Source organism: Allobosea sp. P5_A5 (genome assembly GCF_056400625.1).
This window is the reverse complement of sequence record NZ_JBFUKY010000010.1, coordinates 54,077-71,468: the sequence shown is the minus strand read 5'-3', so window position 1 is coordinate 71,468 and position 17,392 is coordinate 54,077. Positions and strand designations below refer to the sequence as shown.

16 protein-coding genes and 1 pseudogene are annotated in these 17,392 nt (G+C 66.1%); 10 read left to right on the top strand and 7 right to left on the bottom strand.

All coding sequences use genetic code 11. The annotated features are described in order from the left end of the window. The first annotated feature begins 89 nt into the window (after positions 1-89). Entirely contained in the window at positions 90-1,004 is a 915-nt protein-coding gene (locus AC1DR6_RS18360) for a LysR substrate-binding domain-containing protein (RefSeq protein ID WP_476830704.1), read from the top strand. Between the two features lie 57 nt (positions 1,005-1,061). On the opposite strand, the gene AC1DR6_RS18355 is transcribed toward AC1DR6_RS18360, so the two are convergent. Continuing rightward, on the bottom strand, positions 1,062-2,615 hold the full coding sequence (locus tag AC1DR6_RS18355; RefSeq protein WP_476830703.1) for an ABC transporter substrate-binding protein: 1,554 nt from the start codon (positions 2,613-2,615) through the stop codon (positions 1,062-1,064). A 566-nt stretch (positions 2,616-3,181) separates the two neighbouring features. Between AC1DR6_RS18355 and AC1DR6_RS18350 the strand changes: the two genes are divergently transcribed. Next, positions 3,182-3,808: a hypothetical protein gene (locus tag AC1DR6_RS18350; RefSeq protein ID WP_476830702.1), complete on the top strand. Its 627-nt coding sequence runs from the start codon at positions 3,182-3,184 to the stop codon at positions 3,806-3,808. A 59-nt stretch (positions 3,809-3,867) separates the two neighbouring features. Here AC1DR6_RS18350 and AC1DR6_RS18345 read toward each other — a convergent pair whose 3' ends face one another. The 4 genes from AC1DR6_RS18345 to AC1DR6_RS18330 all read right to left on the bottom strand — a co-directional run bounded on the left by AC1DR6_RS18345 (position 3,868) and on the right by AC1DR6_RS18330 (position 9,148). Continuing rightward, positions 3,868-5,268 (bottom strand): tetratricopeptide repeat protein, encoded by a 1,401-nt coding sequence (locus tag AC1DR6_RS18345; protein ID WP_476830701.1) that lies wholly within the window; start codon positions 5,266-5,268, stop codon positions 3,868-3,870. A gap of 59 nt (positions 5,269-5,327) precedes the next feature. Continuing rightward, positions 5,328-6,530: an OpgC family protein gene (locus tag AC1DR6_RS18340; protein WP_476830700.1), complete on the bottom strand. Its 1,203-nt coding sequence runs from the start codon at positions 6,528-6,530 to the stop codon at positions 5,328-5,330. Beyond that, a complete protein-coding gene (locus AC1DR6_RS18335; RefSeq protein ID WP_476830699.1) occupies positions 6,530-8,194 on the bottom strand; it encodes a thiamine pyrophosphate-binding protein in 1,665 nt (554 codons plus the stop codon). Before AC1DR6_RS18335 ends, AC1DR6_RS18340 begins: the two co-directional genes overlap by 1 nt. Positions 8,195-8,257: 63 nt before the next feature. Then, positions 8,258-9,148, bottom strand: a complete 891-nt coding sequence (locus tag AC1DR6_RS18330; protein ID WP_476830698.1) for a CE1 family esterase — start codon at positions 9,146-9,148, stop codon at positions 8,258-8,260. A gap of 95 nt (positions 9,149-9,243) precedes the next feature. Here AC1DR6_RS18330 and AC1DR6_RS18325 point away from each other — a divergent pair. The 3 genes and pseudogenes from AC1DR6_RS18325 to AC1DR6_RS18315 all read left to right on the top strand — a co-directional run. Next, positions 9,244-9,399: pseudogene (locus AC1DR6_RS18325) on the top strand (hypothetical protein); the annotation flags it as partial. Further along, the gene (locus AC1DR6_RS18320; protein ID WP_476830802.1) at positions 9,329-9,880 is read left to right on the top strand and encodes a sigma-70 family RNA polymerase sigma factor; all 552 of its coding nucleotides are present in this window, start codon (positions 9,329-9,331) and stop codon (positions 9,878-9,880) included. The pseudogene AC1DR6_RS18325 and the gene AC1DR6_RS18320, both read left to right, overlap by 71 nt. 74 nt (positions 9,881-9,954) lie before the next feature. After that, positions 9,955-10,596 (top strand): NrsF family protein, encoded by a 642-nt coding sequence (locus AC1DR6_RS18315; RefSeq protein ID WP_476830697.1) that lies wholly within the window; start codon positions 9,955-9,957, stop codon positions 10,594-10,596. 73 nt (positions 10,597-10,669) lie between these two features. On the opposite strand, the gene AC1DR6_RS18310 is transcribed toward AC1DR6_RS18315, so the two are convergent. Next, a complete protein-coding gene (locus AC1DR6_RS18310) occupies positions 10,670-11,503 on the bottom strand; it encodes a 3-oxoadipate:acetyl-CoA acetyltransferase (protein ID WP_476830696.1) in 834 nt (277 codons plus the stop codon). 273 nt (positions 11,504-11,776) lie between these two features. On the opposite strand from AC1DR6_RS18310, the gene ytfQ reads away from it, so the two are divergent. From ytfQ to yjfF, 4 genes are all read left to right on the top strand, one after another. After that, a complete protein-coding gene (ytfQ, locus tag AC1DR6_RS18305) occupies positions 11,777-12,742 on the top strand; it encodes a galactofuranose ABC transporter, galactofuranose-binding protein YtfQ (RefSeq protein ID WP_476830695.1) in 966 nt (321 codons plus the stop codon). 65 nt (positions 12,743-12,807) lie between these two features. Beyond that, positions 12,808-14,331 (top strand): sugar ABC transporter ATP-binding protein, encoded by a 1,524-nt coding sequence (locus AC1DR6_RS18300; RefSeq protein ID WP_476830694.1) that lies wholly within the window; start codon positions 12,808-12,810, stop codon positions 14,329-14,331. Next, positions 14,328-15,326 (top strand): ABC transporter permease, encoded by a 999-nt coding sequence (locus AC1DR6_RS18295; RefSeq protein ID WP_476830693.1) that lies wholly within the window; start codon positions 14,328-14,330, stop codon positions 15,324-15,326. The genes AC1DR6_RS18300 and AC1DR6_RS18295 overlap by 4 nt, the downstream gene beginning before the upstream one ends. Next, entirely contained in the window at positions 15,323-16,327 is a 1,005-nt protein-coding gene (gene yjfF, locus AC1DR6_RS18290; protein ID WP_476830692.1) for a galactofuranose ABC transporter, permease protein YjfF, read from the top strand. Before AC1DR6_RS18295 ends, yjfF begins: the two co-directional genes overlap by 4 nt. 41 nt (positions 16,328-16,368) lie before the next feature. Here the strand turns inward: yjfF and AC1DR6_RS18285 are convergent, their stop codons facing one another. After that, positions 16,369-16,800: an organic hydroperoxide resistance protein gene (locus tag AC1DR6_RS18285; protein ID WP_476830691.1), complete on the bottom strand. Its 432-nt coding sequence runs from the start codon at positions 16,798-16,800 to the stop codon at positions 16,369-16,371. Between the two features lie 111 nt (positions 16,801-16,911). Here AC1DR6_RS18285 and AC1DR6_RS18280 point away from each other — a divergent pair, with 111 nt between their 5' ends. Then, entirely contained in the window at positions 16,912-17,370 is a 459-nt protein-coding gene (locus AC1DR6_RS18280; RefSeq protein ID WP_476830690.1) for a MarR family winged helix-turn-helix transcriptional regulator, read from the top strand. Positions 17,371-17,392 lie beyond the last annotated feature (22 nt).

Sequence of the window (17,392 nt, the reverse complement as noted above, 5' to 3'; positions counted from 1 at the left end):
AAAATTCCCTTGCCGGCTTCGACGTTAGGGAGCGATGCTGTATTTCGTCAAAGTCGTTTTTCTCTCGATATTATTCGCCGGGGTTATGGATGTTGCGAAGGCTGAACCTGCGTCAGATCGAGGCTTTCAAGGCCGTCATCGAGTACGGAACGGTCAGTCGCGCCGCCGAGATGGTGAACATCTCGCAGCCGGCCATGAGCAAGCTGATTGCGCATCTCGAAGAGGATACCGGCTTAAGGTTGTTCGACCGGGTCAAGGGCCGGCTCGTCTTGACCCGGCGCGGCATGCGCCTCTACGAGGAGATCGACCGGATCTTCGTTGGCATCAGGCAGGTCGAGAACGCCGTCGAGGCCATTAGGCGCGACGAGCAGAGCCGCCTGCTGATCGGCGTCATGCCGGCGCTGTCGGGCTCCTTCATTCAGCTGGCGACCACGCGCTTCCTGTCGCTGCAGCCCGGCGTCCTCTGCGCCCTGCAGTCGCGCAGCTCTCAATGGATTGCGGACGGGCTGGTGACGCGCAAGCTCGATGTCGGGTTCACCGTCACGCCGATCGACAACCCCTATATCGTGGCCGAGCCGCTGATGGCCCACCCGCTGGTCTGCATCATGCCGCTCGGCCACCCGCTAACTGCCAAGAGCGTGGTTACGCCGCAGGACCTCGAGGGCCAGGCCTTCGTCTCGTTCGACCCGGAGAGCTTCACCAGCAAGCGCATCGGTGAAGTGTTCGAGGCCCACGGCATAGCGCCGGACATCGCCATGATCGTCAGCATCTCACCGACCTTGTGCGAGTTCGTCGCAGCCGGCATCGGGGTCTCCCTGGTGCACCCCTCGGCGGTCGTCGGGCTGCAGGACAAGCTGGTGATCCGGCGGTTCGAACCGGCGGTCCAGGTCGATTTCCAGCTCTGTCACATCCGCGACAACCGCAATGCCCGGCTGGTGGAGGCTTTTCTGGAAGGTGCGCGGGCGGCGGCGGCTGAGGTGTCCAGGACCATCCTGTCACCATGAGAAAGCCGACAGCGCACGAACGCTGCCGGCTTTCGACGGAACGGTCTTCTGGCGTGCCTATCGTGCCTTCAACGTGGTCGCCTCGGTGATCGGCGGAGCCAGATTGAGCGAGCCGGTGAGCTCATAGCCGTAGTTCAGCCGGTCGGAATGCGCCCAAACCTGACGCAGCTCGAACAGGGGGACGGCGCAGACATCCTCCATGATCTTGCGTTGCGCCTCCTTCCAGAGCGCCTTCTGCGCTTCAGCATCGGGCGCGGTTCGTGCCTGCTCGATTTCCTTGTCGGCCACCGCGCAGTGAGAGAAGTTTGTCGCGGCCGTCGGCGTATTGACGATCGAGCGCGAATGGAAGAACTCGCTAAGATAGGTATCGGCGATCGGGAAGCGCGCCGCGCCGTAGAAGACAAGCCCGCTCAGATCCTTGCGCGTCTGGCTTTGGTAGGTCGCATGATCGACGACCTGCATGTCGAGCTTGATGCCGGCCTTGGCGAGCTGCGCTTGGATGATCTCCATGATCGGCTGCTGGGCCGAGACGTTCGAGACGATCGCCTTGATGGTGATGCCATCCTTGTGGCCGGCTTCCGCCAGCAGCGCCTTGGCTTTTACGAGATCGAAGCTGTAGCGGACCGAGCAATCCTCGCCGAGATAGGCCGGCGGCACGACCGAGCAGCCTCTGGGGCCGACATCTTTGCCGACGTAACGGACGAGGTCATCGACATTGATAGCAGCCGCGATCGCCTGACGTACGCGGATGTCGTCGAGCGGAGGAATGCTCTGGTTGATATGAAGGATGCGGTATTCGCCGGGCCTGAAAATGTCGATATTGAAGCCGGCACGGCGCCGCGCGGAATCGACCCAGCGCTGTTCGCGCTTGGCGTACATCAGGTCGAGCTCGCCCGAGGTGAATGCCAGTTCACGTGCGCTGTCGGAGGGAATGACGCGGACCATGATCGTATCGATCTTCGGCTTGCCGCGAAAATAGGTCGGGTTGGCTGTGAGCTTCACATATTGCTGCGTCACCTGCTCGGCGAAGGCAAAGGGCCCGGTCCCGACCGGACGACTGGCAAAGCGATCACCCAGTTCTTCGGCGGCCTTGCGGCTGACGATGTTGCCGCCATGATAGTTCGAGACGCGGCCGAGGAAGTTCACGTCCGGATATTTGAGCGTGATGCGCACGGTCAGATCGTCGAGCTTCTCGATTTTGTCGATGGCCGAGAAATCCGAGGAGAAGGTGGAGCGTTTCGGGTCGGCCGCGCGCTGGAGCGAATAAACGACGTCGTCGGCACTCAGCGTGCCCCAGTCGCCCTGGAACTTCACATCCTTGCGCAGATGAAACGTCCAGCTCTTGCCGTCGGGCGAGGCGTCCCAGCGCTCCGCGAGATCGGGCTCGATCTCCTTGGGGTCGGCGCTGCCCGGCTTGAAGCGTACGAGGGCGTTATAGATCCAGCTGACGACGGCGACATCGTCGGTCGCGCTTGCGCGGTGAGCATCCAGCGTCGAGACGTTCGTGCCGCCCGTACTGACCCGTAGTACCGTTTCCTGCGCAAAAGGTGCGGAAATGCTGCCGGTGGCCAGGATAGCGCCCCCCAGAAGCCCAAGGACATAACGTTTCACCGCAGCCTCCCTTATCGTCTTGCTGGATGGACGATGGATGCGGCCAGCGTCAGTTGTCCAAGTCAGAATTCACCGCAGGTTATTCCAGTTAGTTATAAATGCAGCGCCAACCGACCACTCCCCATCGGACGGAGCGGAATTAGGGTGCGTACTCCTAGGGAGCGCCATTCGTCACCTAAGTCTTTGAAGGGCTTAAACTCTCCAAATACTGGCGAAGATTTAGGCGGCGGGCTACTGATGACTGGGTTTCTACCGGTAGATCGCCGCCCGCCCGCGGCCCGATGACGTTGCTCACGCGGCTATCGGCGGGTCTTCAGCGCTTCCGCTCAGGTTTTGGCCGAACGCGCTTCCCGCCTGCGTAACTTTTCTTCGCATCCCGGCGAATAGGAATCGGGTGACGCTTCGCTTTCGCTTAAGTCGAAGTCGCGGTTCTTTCGGTGGGAAACATCGAGGGAGAGTAGCGGCGGATAGCGAGGCTTTAGTGCGAAACGGGCTTCTTCCGACTGGTGTCTCGAGACCACGGGCATCGGCTGTGAATCCGACGGGCTTCGGCAAGGATCTTTGCGATGGATACGCGCTCTCACGAACAGGCTTTGCCTGGGGCTTTCATGATCGGCGCCGCCGTCGCGACAGGCAATCCGGCCGTCGCAGAACTGGGGCTGGTGGGTATCCTCCTGCCTCTTGTCCTGCTTCTACTCGCCCTTGTCTTCACGCGTGTCCGTGCACTTCCGCTCCAGGTCGGCGTCAGGTGGATCGGCGCGGGCTATGTCGCCTTCATCTTCCTCTGGTACGAACAGTACAAGCTGTTGGGCGACCAGGGCAGCCGCGACCTGTTCACGACACTGACCGACTGGTTCGGGTTCCACGGCTACGAGGCCGTCATGCGCATCGGCGTCGCGCTTTGCGAGATCGCGGCCTCGCTTTTTATCCTGACGCCAGCCGTGCAGGGGCTCGGCGCGATCGGCGCCCTGATGCTGATGTCGGGGGCGATCTTTTTCCATCTGGTGACGCCGCTGGGCGTCGATCCCTACCATGATGGCGGTGTGCTGTTCAAAGAAGCCTGCTCGGTCTGGATGGTCTCCACCGTTCTGATCTGGTGGCGGAGGGCGCAGATCGCCGCGATCGCCGGGCGTTTTGGCCTTCCCGTTCCGGCCTGGGCGACCGCACCGGCCACCTCTTCGATGGAGGGATGAGGGCGGCCGTCGATCGACCTTTGGCTCCAATGTACCCTTGGCTCCAATCTAACCTTGGCTCAATGAGAGATGGCGAGCGGGGTCGATGCGACGGCCAGCGCCGCGAGCCGCCCGGCCGGGCGGCCACGCAGGCGAGCCAGCCGCTGCGAGGCGAAGAGGTTCGTTCCGCCGCGACAGGTGAGGCGTTCGGCGAGGATGCGCTCGGCCTGCTCATGCGCGCCGGAGCGGATCAGGCTCTCGACATAGGCCTGCTCGAACAGGTCGCGCTGGGCATGGCTGCCACCGATGGCGACAAGTCCGTTTCGCGCGGCACCCAGCAGGCGGCTCGCCTCGGCATAGTCGCCCTCGTGGAAGGCGATCAGCCCGAAGGCCGCGAAGGAACCGTTGCGCGCGGCGGTGCGGCGCTCGCCGCTGCGATGGGATTGCGCGTCGTCGACGAGTTGGCGGGCGATGGTTTCAGCCGCATCCTGACGGCCGGCTCCGAGCAGAGACAGCGCATAATGCAGATCGGCGAAGACGAGGCGCCCATCGTGGACGCGCCCCTCCGCCTTTTCCGCCAGCGCCTCCCAGCGGCTTCCGACATCGATGCCGGCATAGTCGAGCCGCGCCAGCAGCGCCGCGCCGTTGGCGATATCGCGATAGTCGTCGGTCGGCTCGGCACGGATCTCCTCGTCATAGAGCCGTAGCACCTCCGCATTCTCGCCGCGCTCCATCCGGAACAAAGCGAGGTGCCAGACGATGTGGAAGCGCAGATTATTGGCATGGGCGAAGCTGCGGCCATCGCCGAGCCAGGCGACGCCTTCGTCCGCCCGGCCGGTCATCTCCAGCACATGGGCGACCGCGTGGCGCCCCCAGGCGTCGCGTGGGCTGAGCGCCACCGCGCGGCGTCCTGCGCGTTCGGCCTCCGCGTAGAAGCCACGCTCCTCGAGCGCGAAAGCGTAGCAGCCCTGCACATAGCCGGCGAGCGGGTGGGTTTCTCCGAAGGCTGGAGCGGCCAGGCGCAGGCTCGCCAGCATCTGGACCTGATCGCCCAGCACGAAGCGAATGCCGTGAGACAGTTTCAGGGCCAGGACATCGAGGGGATGGTCCAGCAGGATCGCCTCCAGCCGCTCGGCGGCCTGACGCGGGGCGTCATCGAGCCAGAGCGCCAGCGCTTCCATCACCATGCGCTCGCGCCGGGTGATGGGGCGCAGCAAGCCGGCGATCTGGGCCTTGGCCAGACAGCCGCGAGCGGAAGCGACCAGTTCGCGGCGGGCCAGCGAGAGCAGCATCAGTCCCTGTGCCGCGTGGGCCAGTGCGAAGTCGGGATCGGCCTCGAGCGTACGGGCAAGGTGCACCGGCGTCGTCGTTGCATGGGCCAGCACGGCCTCCAGCGTGTCGTTCCAGGCTAATCTCGCGGTGTCGTTCGCGACGCTGATCCGGTCGCCGGAGAGATCGTGATACATGGGCTGCTGCTCCATTGCGGCGTCCGTGACGGGCGCTCATCGGAGAGTTCGCAAACAGGCCGATCAAGCGCCGATCAACTCGCTTCACGGACCCGTGTGGGAAGGGCAGTGGCAATACCGTTTTCCGCCTCCTGCGGCCGGGGCGAGGCCTGCGGCGCCGGGCCGCTCCATGGCGCGCTCTTGAACCAGCCGACAATGATCGCGGTCGCCAGGATCAGCGCGAAACCGGTGAGGTTCAGCAGCGCGACGACCCGCGTGTCATGCCCGGCCGCTTCGGCGACGACGCCCGCCAGACGGGACAGGACGACGCTGGCGAGGAAGGTCGCGAGCGATTGGCGGCCGATCAGGATGAGGCAATGCCCGGCGCCGCGGTCGAGCCGCTGCCGCCAGGGCTCGATCAGGCCGAGCACGAGATAAGCGAGCGCCAGGAAGTGCAGCACGCGCAGGATGTGCAGATCGTTCTTCTCGTGTTCGGCAAGGAGCAGGTCGTGAAGCGTCTGGGCGGCCGGCCAGTGGTCCAGGATGCCCCAGAAGGACAGCGGCACGGAGACGAGGACGAAGCCGCCGGCCAGCAGCATGAGCCGTCGGTCCCCGAAGGCCGGGACAGGCAACCATTTCATCGCGATGAAGAAGCCGGTGAAGAAGATCAGTTGCCAGGCGAACGGATTGAGGAACCAGCCGGCGCCGCTCCATGGATTGCCGGGCAGGTTCAGACCTTCGCTCCAGACCAGTGTGTAGAGCAGCCCGGCGAGAAGGAACGGCAGAGCCGGATGGAGCCGCCGTAACGCCATCATGACGGGCACCAGCGCCAGGATGACGAGATACATCGGCAGGATGTCGAGATAGTCCGGCTGCCATGTCAGGGTGGCGAGGCCGAGCAGAGCGCGTTCGGGCTCGGCGAGCAAGGCCGGGAACTGGGCCGTCAGGACCGAAAGGCCGAATGTGCGATCCAGCAGGGCCGCGAGCGCGATCAGCGCCAGTACGAGGCCGATCTGCGCCCAGTACACCTGCCAGATCCGGTAGGCGATGCGCGCGGTGCCGAGCCGGAAGCCACGCCGGACGAAGACGGAGCCAAAGGCGAGCGCGCTCGCGACACCCGAGCAGAAGACGAAGAGTTCCGCCCCGGACGAAAAGCCGAAGCGCGCTGGAATCCACGCGTTCCAGCTGTTGGACGGCACGTGCGCGATGAAAATGATCAACATGGTCAGGCCGCGAAAGAGATCGAGCCTCTCGTCGCGAGCCCGCTTCGCCGGTTTGCCTGGGAAAGGCTCCGCCATCAGAAGGCCCCCTCATAGCTTGCCGCGTCGATGCGGCAGGCGAGCAGGCTGAAGCCCTGCCTGCGAAAGGCGGCTTCGGCCTCGCGCCGCAATGCGGCGCGGTCCTCGATCGCAACGCCATGGCCGCCCATCGCCTGCGCCACGGCGGTAAAATCGGTCGCGCCGAAATCGACGCCGGCACGTGCCAGCGCCATCTGCTTCTGCTTCAAGGCGATCAGCCCGAGGCTTTCATCGACGAGGGTAACGATCACGACGGGCAAAGCGAGATCGCGCAGCGTCGCGAGTTCGCCCAGCACCATCTCAAGCCCGGCATCGCCGACGAAGCACAAAGTCGGCTTTCCCGAACCCAGTGCCGCGCCGGTGGCGAGCGGCAGGGCACAGCCCATGGTGCACAGCCCCGTTGATTGCAGCAGGCCGCGCGGGCCGTCGCAGGTCCACATCTGGCTGAGCAGGATGCGATGCGCGCCGGAATCGGCCGTCGCGACCGTGCCGGCGGGCGCGGCCTCGCGCAAAACCGCGAAGACGGCGTGCGGCCCCCATTCGGCCGGCGCCGCAAAGGCCGCCTGGAAGCGGGCACGGATGGCGGCGGTCTGCCCATCGGGCCAGATTTCACCGGACCCTGTCTGGGTCGGCGTCGGGGCATCCGAAAGGCGCGTCAGGATCGCGCCGACATCGCCCGCGAGCAGCAGCGTCGCGCTGTGCATGCCATGCCGGACGGGGTCGGCGACGATGTCGATGACGGGCTTGTCCGCCGGCCAGGGTTGGCGCCAGCCCTGGCGCATTTCGATGGGATCGTACCCGGCGAGCACGATCAGGTCGGCCTCGTCGATGAGCGACCGGACGATCGCGTCGGCCTTGGGAGACAGGCCGATGGCGCCGATCACGCGAGGGTCGTTCTCCGGTACCAGTCCCTTGGCCTTGTAGGTGGTGAGCAGGGGCGCCCCGGTCCGGGCCAGGAAACGCGCGAGGGCCGCATCGCCATGCTGGTTGACGAGGTCGAGGCCTGCGATGACCAGCGGCCGGCGCGCCGCCGCGATCATCCCGGCCGCCTGCGAGAGATCGGCCGGCATAGCCGGTTGCACGACGGGCTGTGGGGCCAGCGGGCGGTGGTCGGCCTGCGCCTCGGCGACGGCGATCGGGAGGTCGATATGGACCGGGCCGGGCCGGCCTTGCAGGGCCACCGCTACCGCCTTCTCCACGACGAGAGCCTCGGTGCCGGGCGCGACGCGGAAGCTCGCCTTCACCAGGGGTCGCAGCACGGCCTGATGGTCGAAGACCTGATGGGTGTAGCTCTCCGCCACGGCCTCATCGACACAGCCGGTGATGAAGATCAGCGGAACACGATCCTGCTGGGCGTTGGCGACGACGTTGACCGCATTGGCGACGCCAGGGCCGAGCGTCGCGACCAGCACCGGCAGCGCGCCGGTGGCGTGCCACAGCCCTTCGGCCATGAAGCCCGCGGCGTTCTCGTGCTTGGCGAGCTGGAAGCGGATGCCGGCGCGCCCTAGTGCATCGAGCAACGCCAGCACCTCGCCGCCGGGGATGCCGAAGGCATGCGTGGCTCCGGCCGCAGCGAGACGCTCGGCCACAAGGTCTGCGCCGGTGGTCTTGCTCGCACGGCCTGTCATCGGAGTACCGGCGGATGGGATCGGGTCTTGCAGCATGTCGTCTGTCCGGCGGGCCTAGGAGCGGCGTTTCGCGGGAGTTCGCTCCCGAAGCGAGTTCGGTTACGGCTTCACGGAGATGTGAGTGGCTGCCGGAGGCTGACCGGAGGGATCGGCCGGCATCGCCAGATGCCATGCGCGTTCGACCCAGGCGGGATCGAACATATGTCCGCCCGCGTGCAGGCAAAGCTCGAGACGTGCCGGTCCGCCGCAGTTCTCGGCGATCCGGCACGTCAGCGCTTCGGGCTGTTCGCCATGCGCGGCCTGCGCCCACGACGCGGTGCAACCGCCTGGCGCCAGGATCGCCAAGCTCCGGAAGACGTCGCCTTGCCTGATGCCGTTGCGCAGCGCGCGACCGGCCAGCGGTACGGTGGTGTCGGTGGTGCCATGAACGTGGATGAGCGGCGGCCGTGGCCCGGCGCAGCTTTCGGGCAGCGGCTCCCAGAATGCGCCCGCCACGGGAGCGAAGGCCGCGAAACGGGTGGGCATCCGGCAGGCGAGGGACCAGACCATCGAGCCGCCCTGCGAAAAGCCGCTCGCCATGATGCGGGCGGGATCGACCGGGAACCGATGGGTCACATCGTCCAGAACCTGGCCGACGAAGACGAACTCGTCGCGGTTATGCGCAGGAGACCCCGGAAAGGACCAGCTCATGCCGATGCCGTCGGGTGCGATCAGTGCGACGCCGAGCCGGCGTGCCACGGCGGTAAGTTCCGCATCGGAGACGATTTCCGCCGCCGATTGCTGATAGCCGTGAAAGAAGACGATCGCGCCGTAGCGCTGCCCCGGTGCCGGCTGTGGCGGCAACACGACGCGATACCGGCCGCTCGCAACCTCGCAGCCCGTTTCGGCCGGGCAGGCCTCGCCGATGGGAGGAGCGCCGGCATGAACCGGCCCTGCCTTGAAGGTGATCAGGATCGGAAGCAGAAGGAGAAGACGGATACCGGCTGTCATCGTTCGACGCTCCCGCAAGGATAGACCGCCTCGCACGGGCGAGAGCGTAGCGGGTTGCCGCGCCGGCTTCACCAGCGCTCACAGGCTTGTGAGCGCTGCGAGGCCATGCGACGGAGCAGACTGGATCCGGCCCGCCGCAATCCGAAAGCCTTCCCGCTGTCGCTCGACGAACTCGAAACGCTGCTCCGCCCGCTCTTTATCGCTGCGCTTGCCGGCGATGCGGCCGCCTATCGCTCCTTCCTGGAAGCGATCAGCGGACGGCTGCGTGCCTATCTGCGCGGCATGCTGGTGCGCGCCGGGCGCACCGAGGCGACCGAGGCTGAGGATGTGCTGCAAGAGACTCTGCTGGCGCTGCACCTTTCCCGCCACACCTATGATCCGTCGAGCCCGGTCACGGCCTGGGCGCATGCGATCGGGCGCTACAAACTCGTCGATCATCTGCGCCGCTCCGGGCGCCATTCTGGCTCCTTGCCGCTCGACGACGAGGCCTATCAACTCGCCGCCGCGCCCGAGAGCCCCGCCTCCGAAGCGCGGCTGGATCTCGAGCGGGCGCTGGGGGCTCTGCCGGAGCGCACGCGCGGCTTGATCGATCGGGTCAAGCTGCAGGGCTCAAGCGTTGCGGAGGCAGCGAGCGCGGCGGGCATGACGGAGACGGCGGCCAAGGTGGCGATCCATCGCGGCCTCCAGGCCATGGCGAAGTTTCTGTCACGCCGCGGGCCGCGGCCGCCATGAGCATCGGATCCGCCGATGTAACCTTTCGCCGGCTCGGGACGAAATTCCCGCATGAAATGGATCGAAAACCTCCGATGCAGACCCACGACCTGATCTCGCTGATGGCGGCGGGGCACCGGCAGGTAGACAGCGCCTGGCTTGGCCGCACGACCTGGCTGGCGGGGCTCGGCGCGCTTTTCCTTACGGTGCTGCTCGTCCTCGCCACACTCGGCTCGCGGCGCGATTTCGCCATCGCCTGGATGACGACGCCAGTGCTGACAAAGGCTGCCTTCGGCGCGAGCCTCGCGGTGGTCGCGCTCTCGGTGTTCCAGCGGAGTCTGCGCCCCGGCGCGAAGCCCGGCAAAACACTTTGGCTGGCGCTGCTGCCGATCCTACTCGTCGCCGGCTTTGCTGTTGTCACGCTGGCGCAAGCACCGGCCGAGAGCTGGAGCGGCCTGATCTTCGGGCGCAACTGGCGAGCCTGCCTGATCGCGGTGCCGCTCTATGCGGTGGTGCCGCTCCTGATCCTGATCGCCGTGGCCCGCCGCGGCGCGCCGGTCGACCGACATTTGACCGGCGCAGCGGCCGGCATCGCCTCGGCCGGGCTCGCCATCGTCGGCTACAGCCTGCATTGCCCCGACGACGCGGCGCCCTTCCTGGCCACCTGGTATCCCATCGGCATCGCGACCGTGACGGCGTTGTCGACGCTCGTCGCACCACGCTTCCTGCGCTGGTGACCGCCGGGCAGGCTCGATGCCGTCCTCGGCGAGGGCGCAGGCTCAGGAGGGCATAGGCTTAGCAGATAGGGGCTCAGGCAGGTATGGGCAGCTTCAGAAGCTGGCGTGCTTCGGTGACGGATGCCGGATGGCGGCCATAGTCCGGGCAGAGTTCGACGATGCGACTGACGAGCGCGGCATTCGACGGAGCGAGCGTGTCCCGGTCGAGCCGGACATTGTCTTCAAGGCCGGTGCGGCAGTGGCCGCCGAGTTCCAGCGACCAGCGGTTCAGGGTGATCTGGTCGCGACCGATGCCGGCGCCCGTCCAGGTGGCGTCGGGCGCGAGGCGACGCAACGTCTCGATGAAGAACTCGAATGCCTGCCGATCGACCGGCATCGCGTTCTTCACGCCCATGACGAACTGCACATGCAGGGATCCCGCGATCTCGCCAGATGTCGCCATGGCCGCCGCCTTGAAGATCATCGAGAGGTCGAAGGCCTCGATCTCGGGCTTGACCTGATAGCGCAGCATCTCGGCCGCGAGCCAGTCGACCAGTTCGGGGCTGTTCTCGTAGACTCGTGTCGGAAAATTGCAGGAACCGGTCGAGAGCGAGGCCATGTCAGGCTTCAGCGGGATCATGCCGCCGCGCTCGCGGCCGGCGCCCGAGCGTCCGCCGGTCGAGAACTGCACGATCATGCCGGGGCAGTGCCGGCGCAGGCCTTCCAACAGCCTCCCGAAACGCTCCGGCTCCGAGGTGGGCATGCCCTGTTCGTTGCGGACATGGGCGTGGACGAGAGTAGCGCCGGCCTCGAAGGCAGCTTGCGTCGATTCGACCTGCTCGGAAATTGAAATCGGGACGGCGGGATTGTCCTTCTTGGTCGGCAGAGAGCCGGTGATGGCGACGGTGATGATGCATGGCGTGGTCATGGCGCCCTCCCGGCTGTTCAGCTCCAATGCTAGCCGGGCGCTTGCCGGGTTGAAACCGAAAGCTGAGCGCGGCGGCCGTTGCGAATGCGACACCGAGGAAAACCGCTGCCGGGACCTTTATGTCCAGCGCCTGAAGGGCTGTTCGGCATCCCTGCTGATGTCAAAATAGTCAAACAATATGACTATTCAGCTCTCGTAGCTTGTGCCATGTTTCGCACCATCAGCCGGTCGCCAAGAGCCGGATCCCCAAGACCTGTGTGGATGGAGACGTCGATGGTTCGGAAGATTTTGGGCGCTGCGGCGCTGTTTTGTGGGGCGGTGGCCGCCTCCGGCCTGATGGCCAAGGACATGACGGTCGGCTTTTCGCAGATCGGCTCGGAATCGGGCTGGCGCGCCGCCGAAACCTCGGTCTCCAAGAAGGAGGCTCAGACGCGCAACGTCACGCTGAAGATCGCCGATGCGCAGCAGAAGCAGGAAAACCAGATCAAGGCGATCCGCTCCTTCATCGCACAAGGCGTCGATGCGGTGTTCCTGGCTCCGGTGGTGTCGACCGGCTGGAACCAGGTCCTGAAGGAAGCCAAGGACGCCAAGATTCCGGTCGTGCTGCTCGACCGCGACATCGATCCCTCTGGCAAGGACCTCTATCTCACCGCGGTGACCTCCGACAGCGTGCATGAGGGCAAGGTCGCCGGCGAGTGGCTGGCCAAGACCGTCGGTTCCAAGCCGTGCTCGGTCGTCGAGCTGCAGGGCACGGTCGGCGCCAGCGTCGCGACCAACCGGAAGAAGGGCTTCGAGCAGGGCATCGCCGGCAAGAGCAACATCAAGCTTGTCCGCAGCCAGACCGGCGACTTCACCCGCTCAAAGGGCAAGGAAGTGATGGAGAGCTTCATCCGCGCCGAGAATGGCGGGAAGTCGATCTGCGCCGTCTACGCCCATAACGACGACATGATGGTCGGCGCGATCCAGGCGATGAAGGAGGCGGGCCTCAAGCCGGGCTCGGACATCCTGACCGTGTCGATCGACGCCGTGCCGGACATCTTCAAGGCTATCGCCGCCGGCGACGCCAACGCCACCGTCGAACTGACCCCGAACATGGCCGGCCCGGCCTTCGACGCCGTCGCGGCCTTCAAGGCGAAGGGCACCGTCCCGCCGAAGTGGATCCAGACGGAATCGAAGCTCTACACTGCCGCCGACAATCCGCAGGCGATCTACGACAGCAAGAAAGACCTCGGTTACTGAGGCCAGCTCTCCTTAGCGGAACGGGCGCCGGCAGCGGCGCTCGCTTCGCAAGGTGGCGCGTCCCCATGGCGACCAAGACCCATCCCCTGCTGGCCGTACGCGGCTTCAGCAAGTCCTTTGCCGGGCTGAAAGCGCTCGATGGCATCGATCTGTCGCTCTGGCCGGGCGAAATCCACGCTCTGCTGGGCGAGAACGGCGCCGGCAAATCGACGCTGATCAAGACGATGACCGGCGTCGTGGCGCGCGATGCCGGCACGATGCACCTCGACGGCAACGAGATCGCGCCGCGCTCGACGCGGGAGGCGACGGCCGTGGGCATCGCCACGGTCTATCAGGAGGTCAATCTCGCGCCCAACCTGTCGGTGGCCGAGAACCTGTTGCTCGGGCGCCAGCCGACGCGGCTTGGCTTCGTGCGACGCGGCGAGATGCACCGGCAGGCGCGGGCGATGCTTGCGATCTTCGATCTCGCGATCGATGTCGCGGCCCCGCTTGAAAGCTATTCCATCGCGATCCAGCACATCGTCGCCATTGCGCGTGCAGTCGATCTTTCGGCGCAGGTGCTCATTCTCGACGAGCCGACCGCGAGCCTCGACGCCCACGAGGTCGAGATCCTGTTTGCCGCGATGCGCAAGCTGGCCCAGCGGGGCATCGGCATCGTCTTCGTCACGCATTTCCTCGACCAGGTCTACGCGATCTGCGACCGGATCACCGTGCTGCGGAATGGCAAGCTGGCGGGTTCGGCGCCGATCGGCGATCTGCCGCGCGCCGATCTGGTGCGCCTGATGCTGGGCCGCGAACTGGGGGAGATCGCCGGCAAGCCGCCGGCTGCCGCCTCGTCCGGCGAAGGAGTACCGGTGGCGAGCTTTCGCGGTTTCGGCCATGCCGGCACGATCGCGCCCTTCGACCTGACTTTGCGCGAGGGCAGCGTGGTCGGGCTCGCAGGTCTGCTCGGCTCGGGTCGGACCGAGACGGCGAGGCTTGTCTTCGGGGCCGAGCGCGCAGATAGCGGCGCGGTCACCGTCGCCGGGCGCGAGGAGCGGCTGACCACCCCCCATGACGCGCTTCGGCTCGGCTTCGGCTATTGTCCCGAGGAGCGCAAGACCGAGGGCATCGTTGCGGAACTCAGCGTGCGCGAGAATATCGTGCTGGCGCTGCAGGCACGCCGTGGCGTGCTGCGGCCTCTGTCGCGCGCGGCCCAAAACGAGATCGCGGCACGTTTCATCAAGCTGCTCGATATCCGGCCGCCCGATCCGGAGCGGCCGATCGGGCTGCTTTCGGGCGGCAACCAGCAGAAGGCGCTGCTGGCGCGCTGGTTGGCGACGGAGCCGCGCCTGCTCATCCTCGACGAACCGACGCGTGGCATCGATGTCGGCGCCCATGCCGAGATCATTCGCCTAATCCGCTCGCTTTGCGCCGAGGGCATGGCGCTGCTCGTCGCCTCCTCGGAACTCGACGAGATCGTCAGCTATGCCGACGAGGTGGTGGTGCTGCGGGACCGCAAACATATCGCCAGGCTGACCGGCGAGCAGATTGAGGTCTCGGACATCCTCGCCGCCATCTCCGGCGAAAAGGAAGGCGCCGCAGCATGACGACTGCTTTCCTCACCGCGCGGCTGCCTCGCACCGGCATGGCGCAAATCGTTGCCTTGATCGCGATCCTGCTGATCAACGGGCTGCTCTCGCCCTATTTCTTCGATCTGCGCGTTCAGGACGGGCGGCTCTACGGCAGCCTGATCGACATCCTGAATCGAGGCGCGCCGGTCGCGCTTTTGTCGCTCGGCATGGTGCTCGTCATCGCGATGCGCGGCATCGACCTTTCGGTCGGGGCGATCATGGCCATCGCCGGCGCGGTCGCGGCGAGCCTCGCCGACAGCCATTCCCTGCCGGTGGTGCTGATGGCGGCGCTCGGCGTCGGCGTGCTCTGCGGCTTGTGGAACGGCGCGCTGGTGGCGTTTCTCGGCATCCAGCCGATCGTGGCGACGCTGATCCTCATGGTCGCGGGGCGGGGTATCGCGCAGCTCATCACAGAGGGCCGCATCGTGACCTTCAACGCTTCGGGGCTTGCGGCTCTGGGCAGCGGGTCGTTCCTGGGGCTTCCCGTCCCGGTCATCCTGACACTCGCCATGCTGCTGCTGACGTTGGCGATCGTGCGCGGCACGGCACTCGGTCTGATGATCGGCGCGACCGGCGGAAACCCGAAAGCCAGCGAGCTCGCCGGCATCGGCACCCGCAAGATCCTGATGACGGCCTATGCCTGGAGCGGCTTTTGCGCCGCGCTGGCCGGCATCATCGTCGCGGCCGATATCCGGGGCGCGGATGCCAACAATGCCGGGCTGTGGCTCGAGCTCGACGCGATCCTTGCTGTCGTGATCGGGGGCACGTCGCTGCTCGGCGGGCGCTTCAGCCTGATTCTGGCGGTGGTCGGCGCCCTGATCATCCAGGCGATGAACACCGGCATCCTGCTTTCGGGCTGGCGGCCGGAAACCAATCTCATCGTCAAGGCGGTGGTGGTGCTGGCCGTCTTGCTTGCACAGTCCCCCCGCTTGGCTGCGGCCTTTTCCTTCCTGCGCAGGACGAAACGATGACCCGTCTTGCCCCGCTGGCGGCGACCGGCGCCGTCTTCCTGCTGGGTTTTCTGGCCTGCTCGCTGGCGTTCCCGAACTTCGCGTCGCCGCGCGTCGTGATGAACCTGCTGACCGACAATGCCTTCCTGGGCATCACGGCGGTCGGCATGACCTTCGTCATCATTTCCGGCGGGATCGACCTCTCGGTCGGCTCCGTCATCGGCTTCACCACGGTCTTCCTGGCGATCGCCATCGAACAAGCCGGCCTGCCGCCGCTGGTCGCCTTTGTCGTCGTGCTCGTCATCTGCGCAGCGTTCGGGGCGCTGATGGGGATCGTCATCCAGTATTTCGAGCTGCCGCCCTTCATCGTGACGCTGGCGGGAATGTTCCTGGCGCGAGGGGCGAGCTTCCTGCTCTCGACGGAGTCGATCCCGATCACGGCGCCCTTCTATGAGGCCGCATCGAACCTGGCGCTGGTCCTGCCTGGCGGCGCGCGCCTGAGCGTGCCGGCCATGATCATGCTGGCGGTGGTCGTCTGCGGGGCGTTGCTGCTGCATTTCACCCGCTTCGGTGCGGATGTCTTCGCGATCGGCGGCAGCCGCCGCTCGGCCGAGCTGATGGGCGTCGCGGTCGGACGGACGACGGTCACGATCTATGCGCTGTCGAGCCTGCTCGCCGGCCTCGCGGGGATCGTGTTCTCGCTCTACACCTCCAGCGGCTATTCGCTTTCGGCGGTCGGTGTCGAGCTTGACGCCATCGCGGCGGCCGTGATCGGCGGCACGCTACTCTCGGGCGGGCACGGCTTTATCGTGGGGACATTCCTGGGCGTGATGATCCAAGGCCTGATCCAGACCTACATCATCTTCGATGGCAGCCTGTCGAGCTGGTGGGCCAAGATCGCGACCGGCATCCTGCTGTTCGGCTTCATCGGCTTCCAGCAACTGACGGTGCGGCTGGCAAGGAGGCCCCGGCGCTCGCTGGCGCAGCCGGAGGCTCAGGGGCGTGCCGTCAGTCAGCTCTAAAGCAGGCCAAGGGCGGATGACCGCCCTTGGCAAGAATCGTCTCAGGCGCGGGTCGTGGTCTTGACGTCGACGCTGGCCTTGATCGCGTTCGAATACGGGCAGATGCCGTGGGTGACTTCGACGAGCTTCTTTGCCTCGTCTTCCGCAAGACCCGGCAGGTAGACGTCCAACTCGGCCGTGATGCCGAAGCCGCCCTCGGAGCGCGGGCCGATGCCGATCGTCGCGGTCACGGTCGAACCGTCCGGAACCTTGATCTTGGTCTGCTGCGAACCGACGCGCAAGGCGCCGAGGAAGCAGGCGGAATAGCCCAGTGCAAAGAGCTTCTCGGGATTGGCCCCGTCGCCGCCCGGGCCGCCAAGCTCCTTGGGCACCACGAGGTCCAGCGCCAGCGTGCCGTCCTTGAGGCTGGTCTTGCCGTCCCGTCCGCCGCCGGTGGCTGTGGCGGTGGTCTTGTACTTCGCGTCGACCGACATGGCTGTCTCCATTGGTGATGTTCGAGGCAATAGGGTCGTCAACGATCTAGGGTGCGGCCGCCTCAATGTCAATTGCTTGCAATTTAATTGTGTGCTGCCATATTGCGATCCATGAAAAACGGGCCCCCTGTTTCGCCAGCTCCGCCGCAGCTCGACGATCTGCTGTGCTTCCTGATCCATTCGACCGGGTTCGCCTTCAACCGGGTGTATCGGAAGCCGCTCGAGCAGCTTGGGCTGACCTACCCGCAATACCTGGCGATGGTCGTTCTCTGGGGAGAAGACAGCCTCTCCGTCGGACAGATTGGCGAACGCTTGCGGCTGGATAGTGGCACGCTGACGCCTTTGCTCAAGCGGCTGGAGGCCATGGGCGTGGTGTCGCGGCAGCGCTCCGCGCAGGATGAGCGCCGCGTCGTGGTCTCGCTCACCGAAGAGGGGCGTGCATTGCGGCTGCGTGTCGGGGAGGTGATGCGCTGCGTCTCGCAGGCCGTCGATCTCTCGGAGCCGGATCTCACCACGTTGATGCGGCAGATCGGGCATTTGCGCGGCCGCCTCGAAGAGGCCGTGGCCTAACGAGGGAACGCCGGCAAGACGC

Excerpts from the sequence above, each read along its gene's own strand:
- AC1DR6_RS18360 (WP_476830704.1), top strand. The coding sequence starts at position 90 with ATGTTGCGAAGGCTGAACCTGCGTCAGATCGAGGCTTTCAAGGCCGTC.
- AC1DR6_RS18350 (WP_476830702.1), top strand. The coding sequence starts at position 3,182 with ATGGATACGCGCTCTCACGAACAGGCTTTGCCTGGGGCTTTCATGATC.
- AC1DR6_RS18345 (WP_476830701.1), bottom strand. The coding sequence starts at position 5,268 with ATGGAGCAGCAGCCCATGTATCACGATCTCTCCGGCGACCGGATCAGC.
- AC1DR6_RS18340 (WP_476830700.1), bottom strand. The coding sequence starts at position 6,530 with ATGGCGGAGCCTTTCCCAGGCAAACCGGCGAAGCGGGCTCGCGACGAG.
- AC1DR6_RS18335 (WP_476830699.1), bottom strand. The coding sequence starts at position 8,194 with ATGCTGCAAGACCCGATCCCATCCGCCGGTACTCCGATGACAGGCCGT.
- AC1DR6_RS18330 (WP_476830698.1), bottom strand. The coding sequence starts at position 9,148 with ATGACAGCCGGTATCCGTCTTCTCCTTCTGCTTCCGATCCTGATCACC.
- AC1DR6_RS18315 (WP_476830697.1), top strand. The coding sequence starts at position 9,955 with ATGCAGACCCACGACCTGATCTCGCTGATGGCGGCGGGGCACCGGCAG.
- AC1DR6_RS18310 (WP_476830696.1), bottom strand. The coding sequence starts at position 11,503 with ATGACCACGCCATGCATCATCACCGTCGCCATCACCGGCTCTCTGCCG.
- ytfQ (WP_476830695.1), top strand. The coding sequence starts at position 11,777 with ATGGTTCGGAAGATTTTGGGCGCTGCGGCGCTGTTTTGTGGGGCGGTG.
- AC1DR6_RS18300 (WP_476830694.1), top strand. The coding sequence starts at position 12,808 with ATGGCGACCAAGACCCATCCCCTGCTGGCCGTACGCGGCTTCAGCAAG.
- AC1DR6_RS18295 (WP_476830693.1), top strand. The coding sequence starts at position 14,328 with ATGACGACTGCTTTCCTCACCGCGCGGCTGCCTCGCACCGGCATGGCG.
- yjfF (WP_476830692.1), top strand. The coding sequence starts at position 15,323 with ATGACCCGTCTTGCCCCGCTGGCGGCGACCGGCGCCGTCTTCCTGCTG.
- AC1DR6_RS18285 (WP_476830691.1), bottom strand. The coding sequence starts at position 16,800 with ATGTCGGTCGACGCGAAGTACAAGACCACCGCCACAGCCACCGGCGGC.
- AC1DR6_RS18280 (WP_476830690.1), top strand. The coding sequence starts at position 16,912 with ATGAAAAACGGGCCCCCTGTTTCGCCAGCTCCGCCGCAGCTCGACGAT.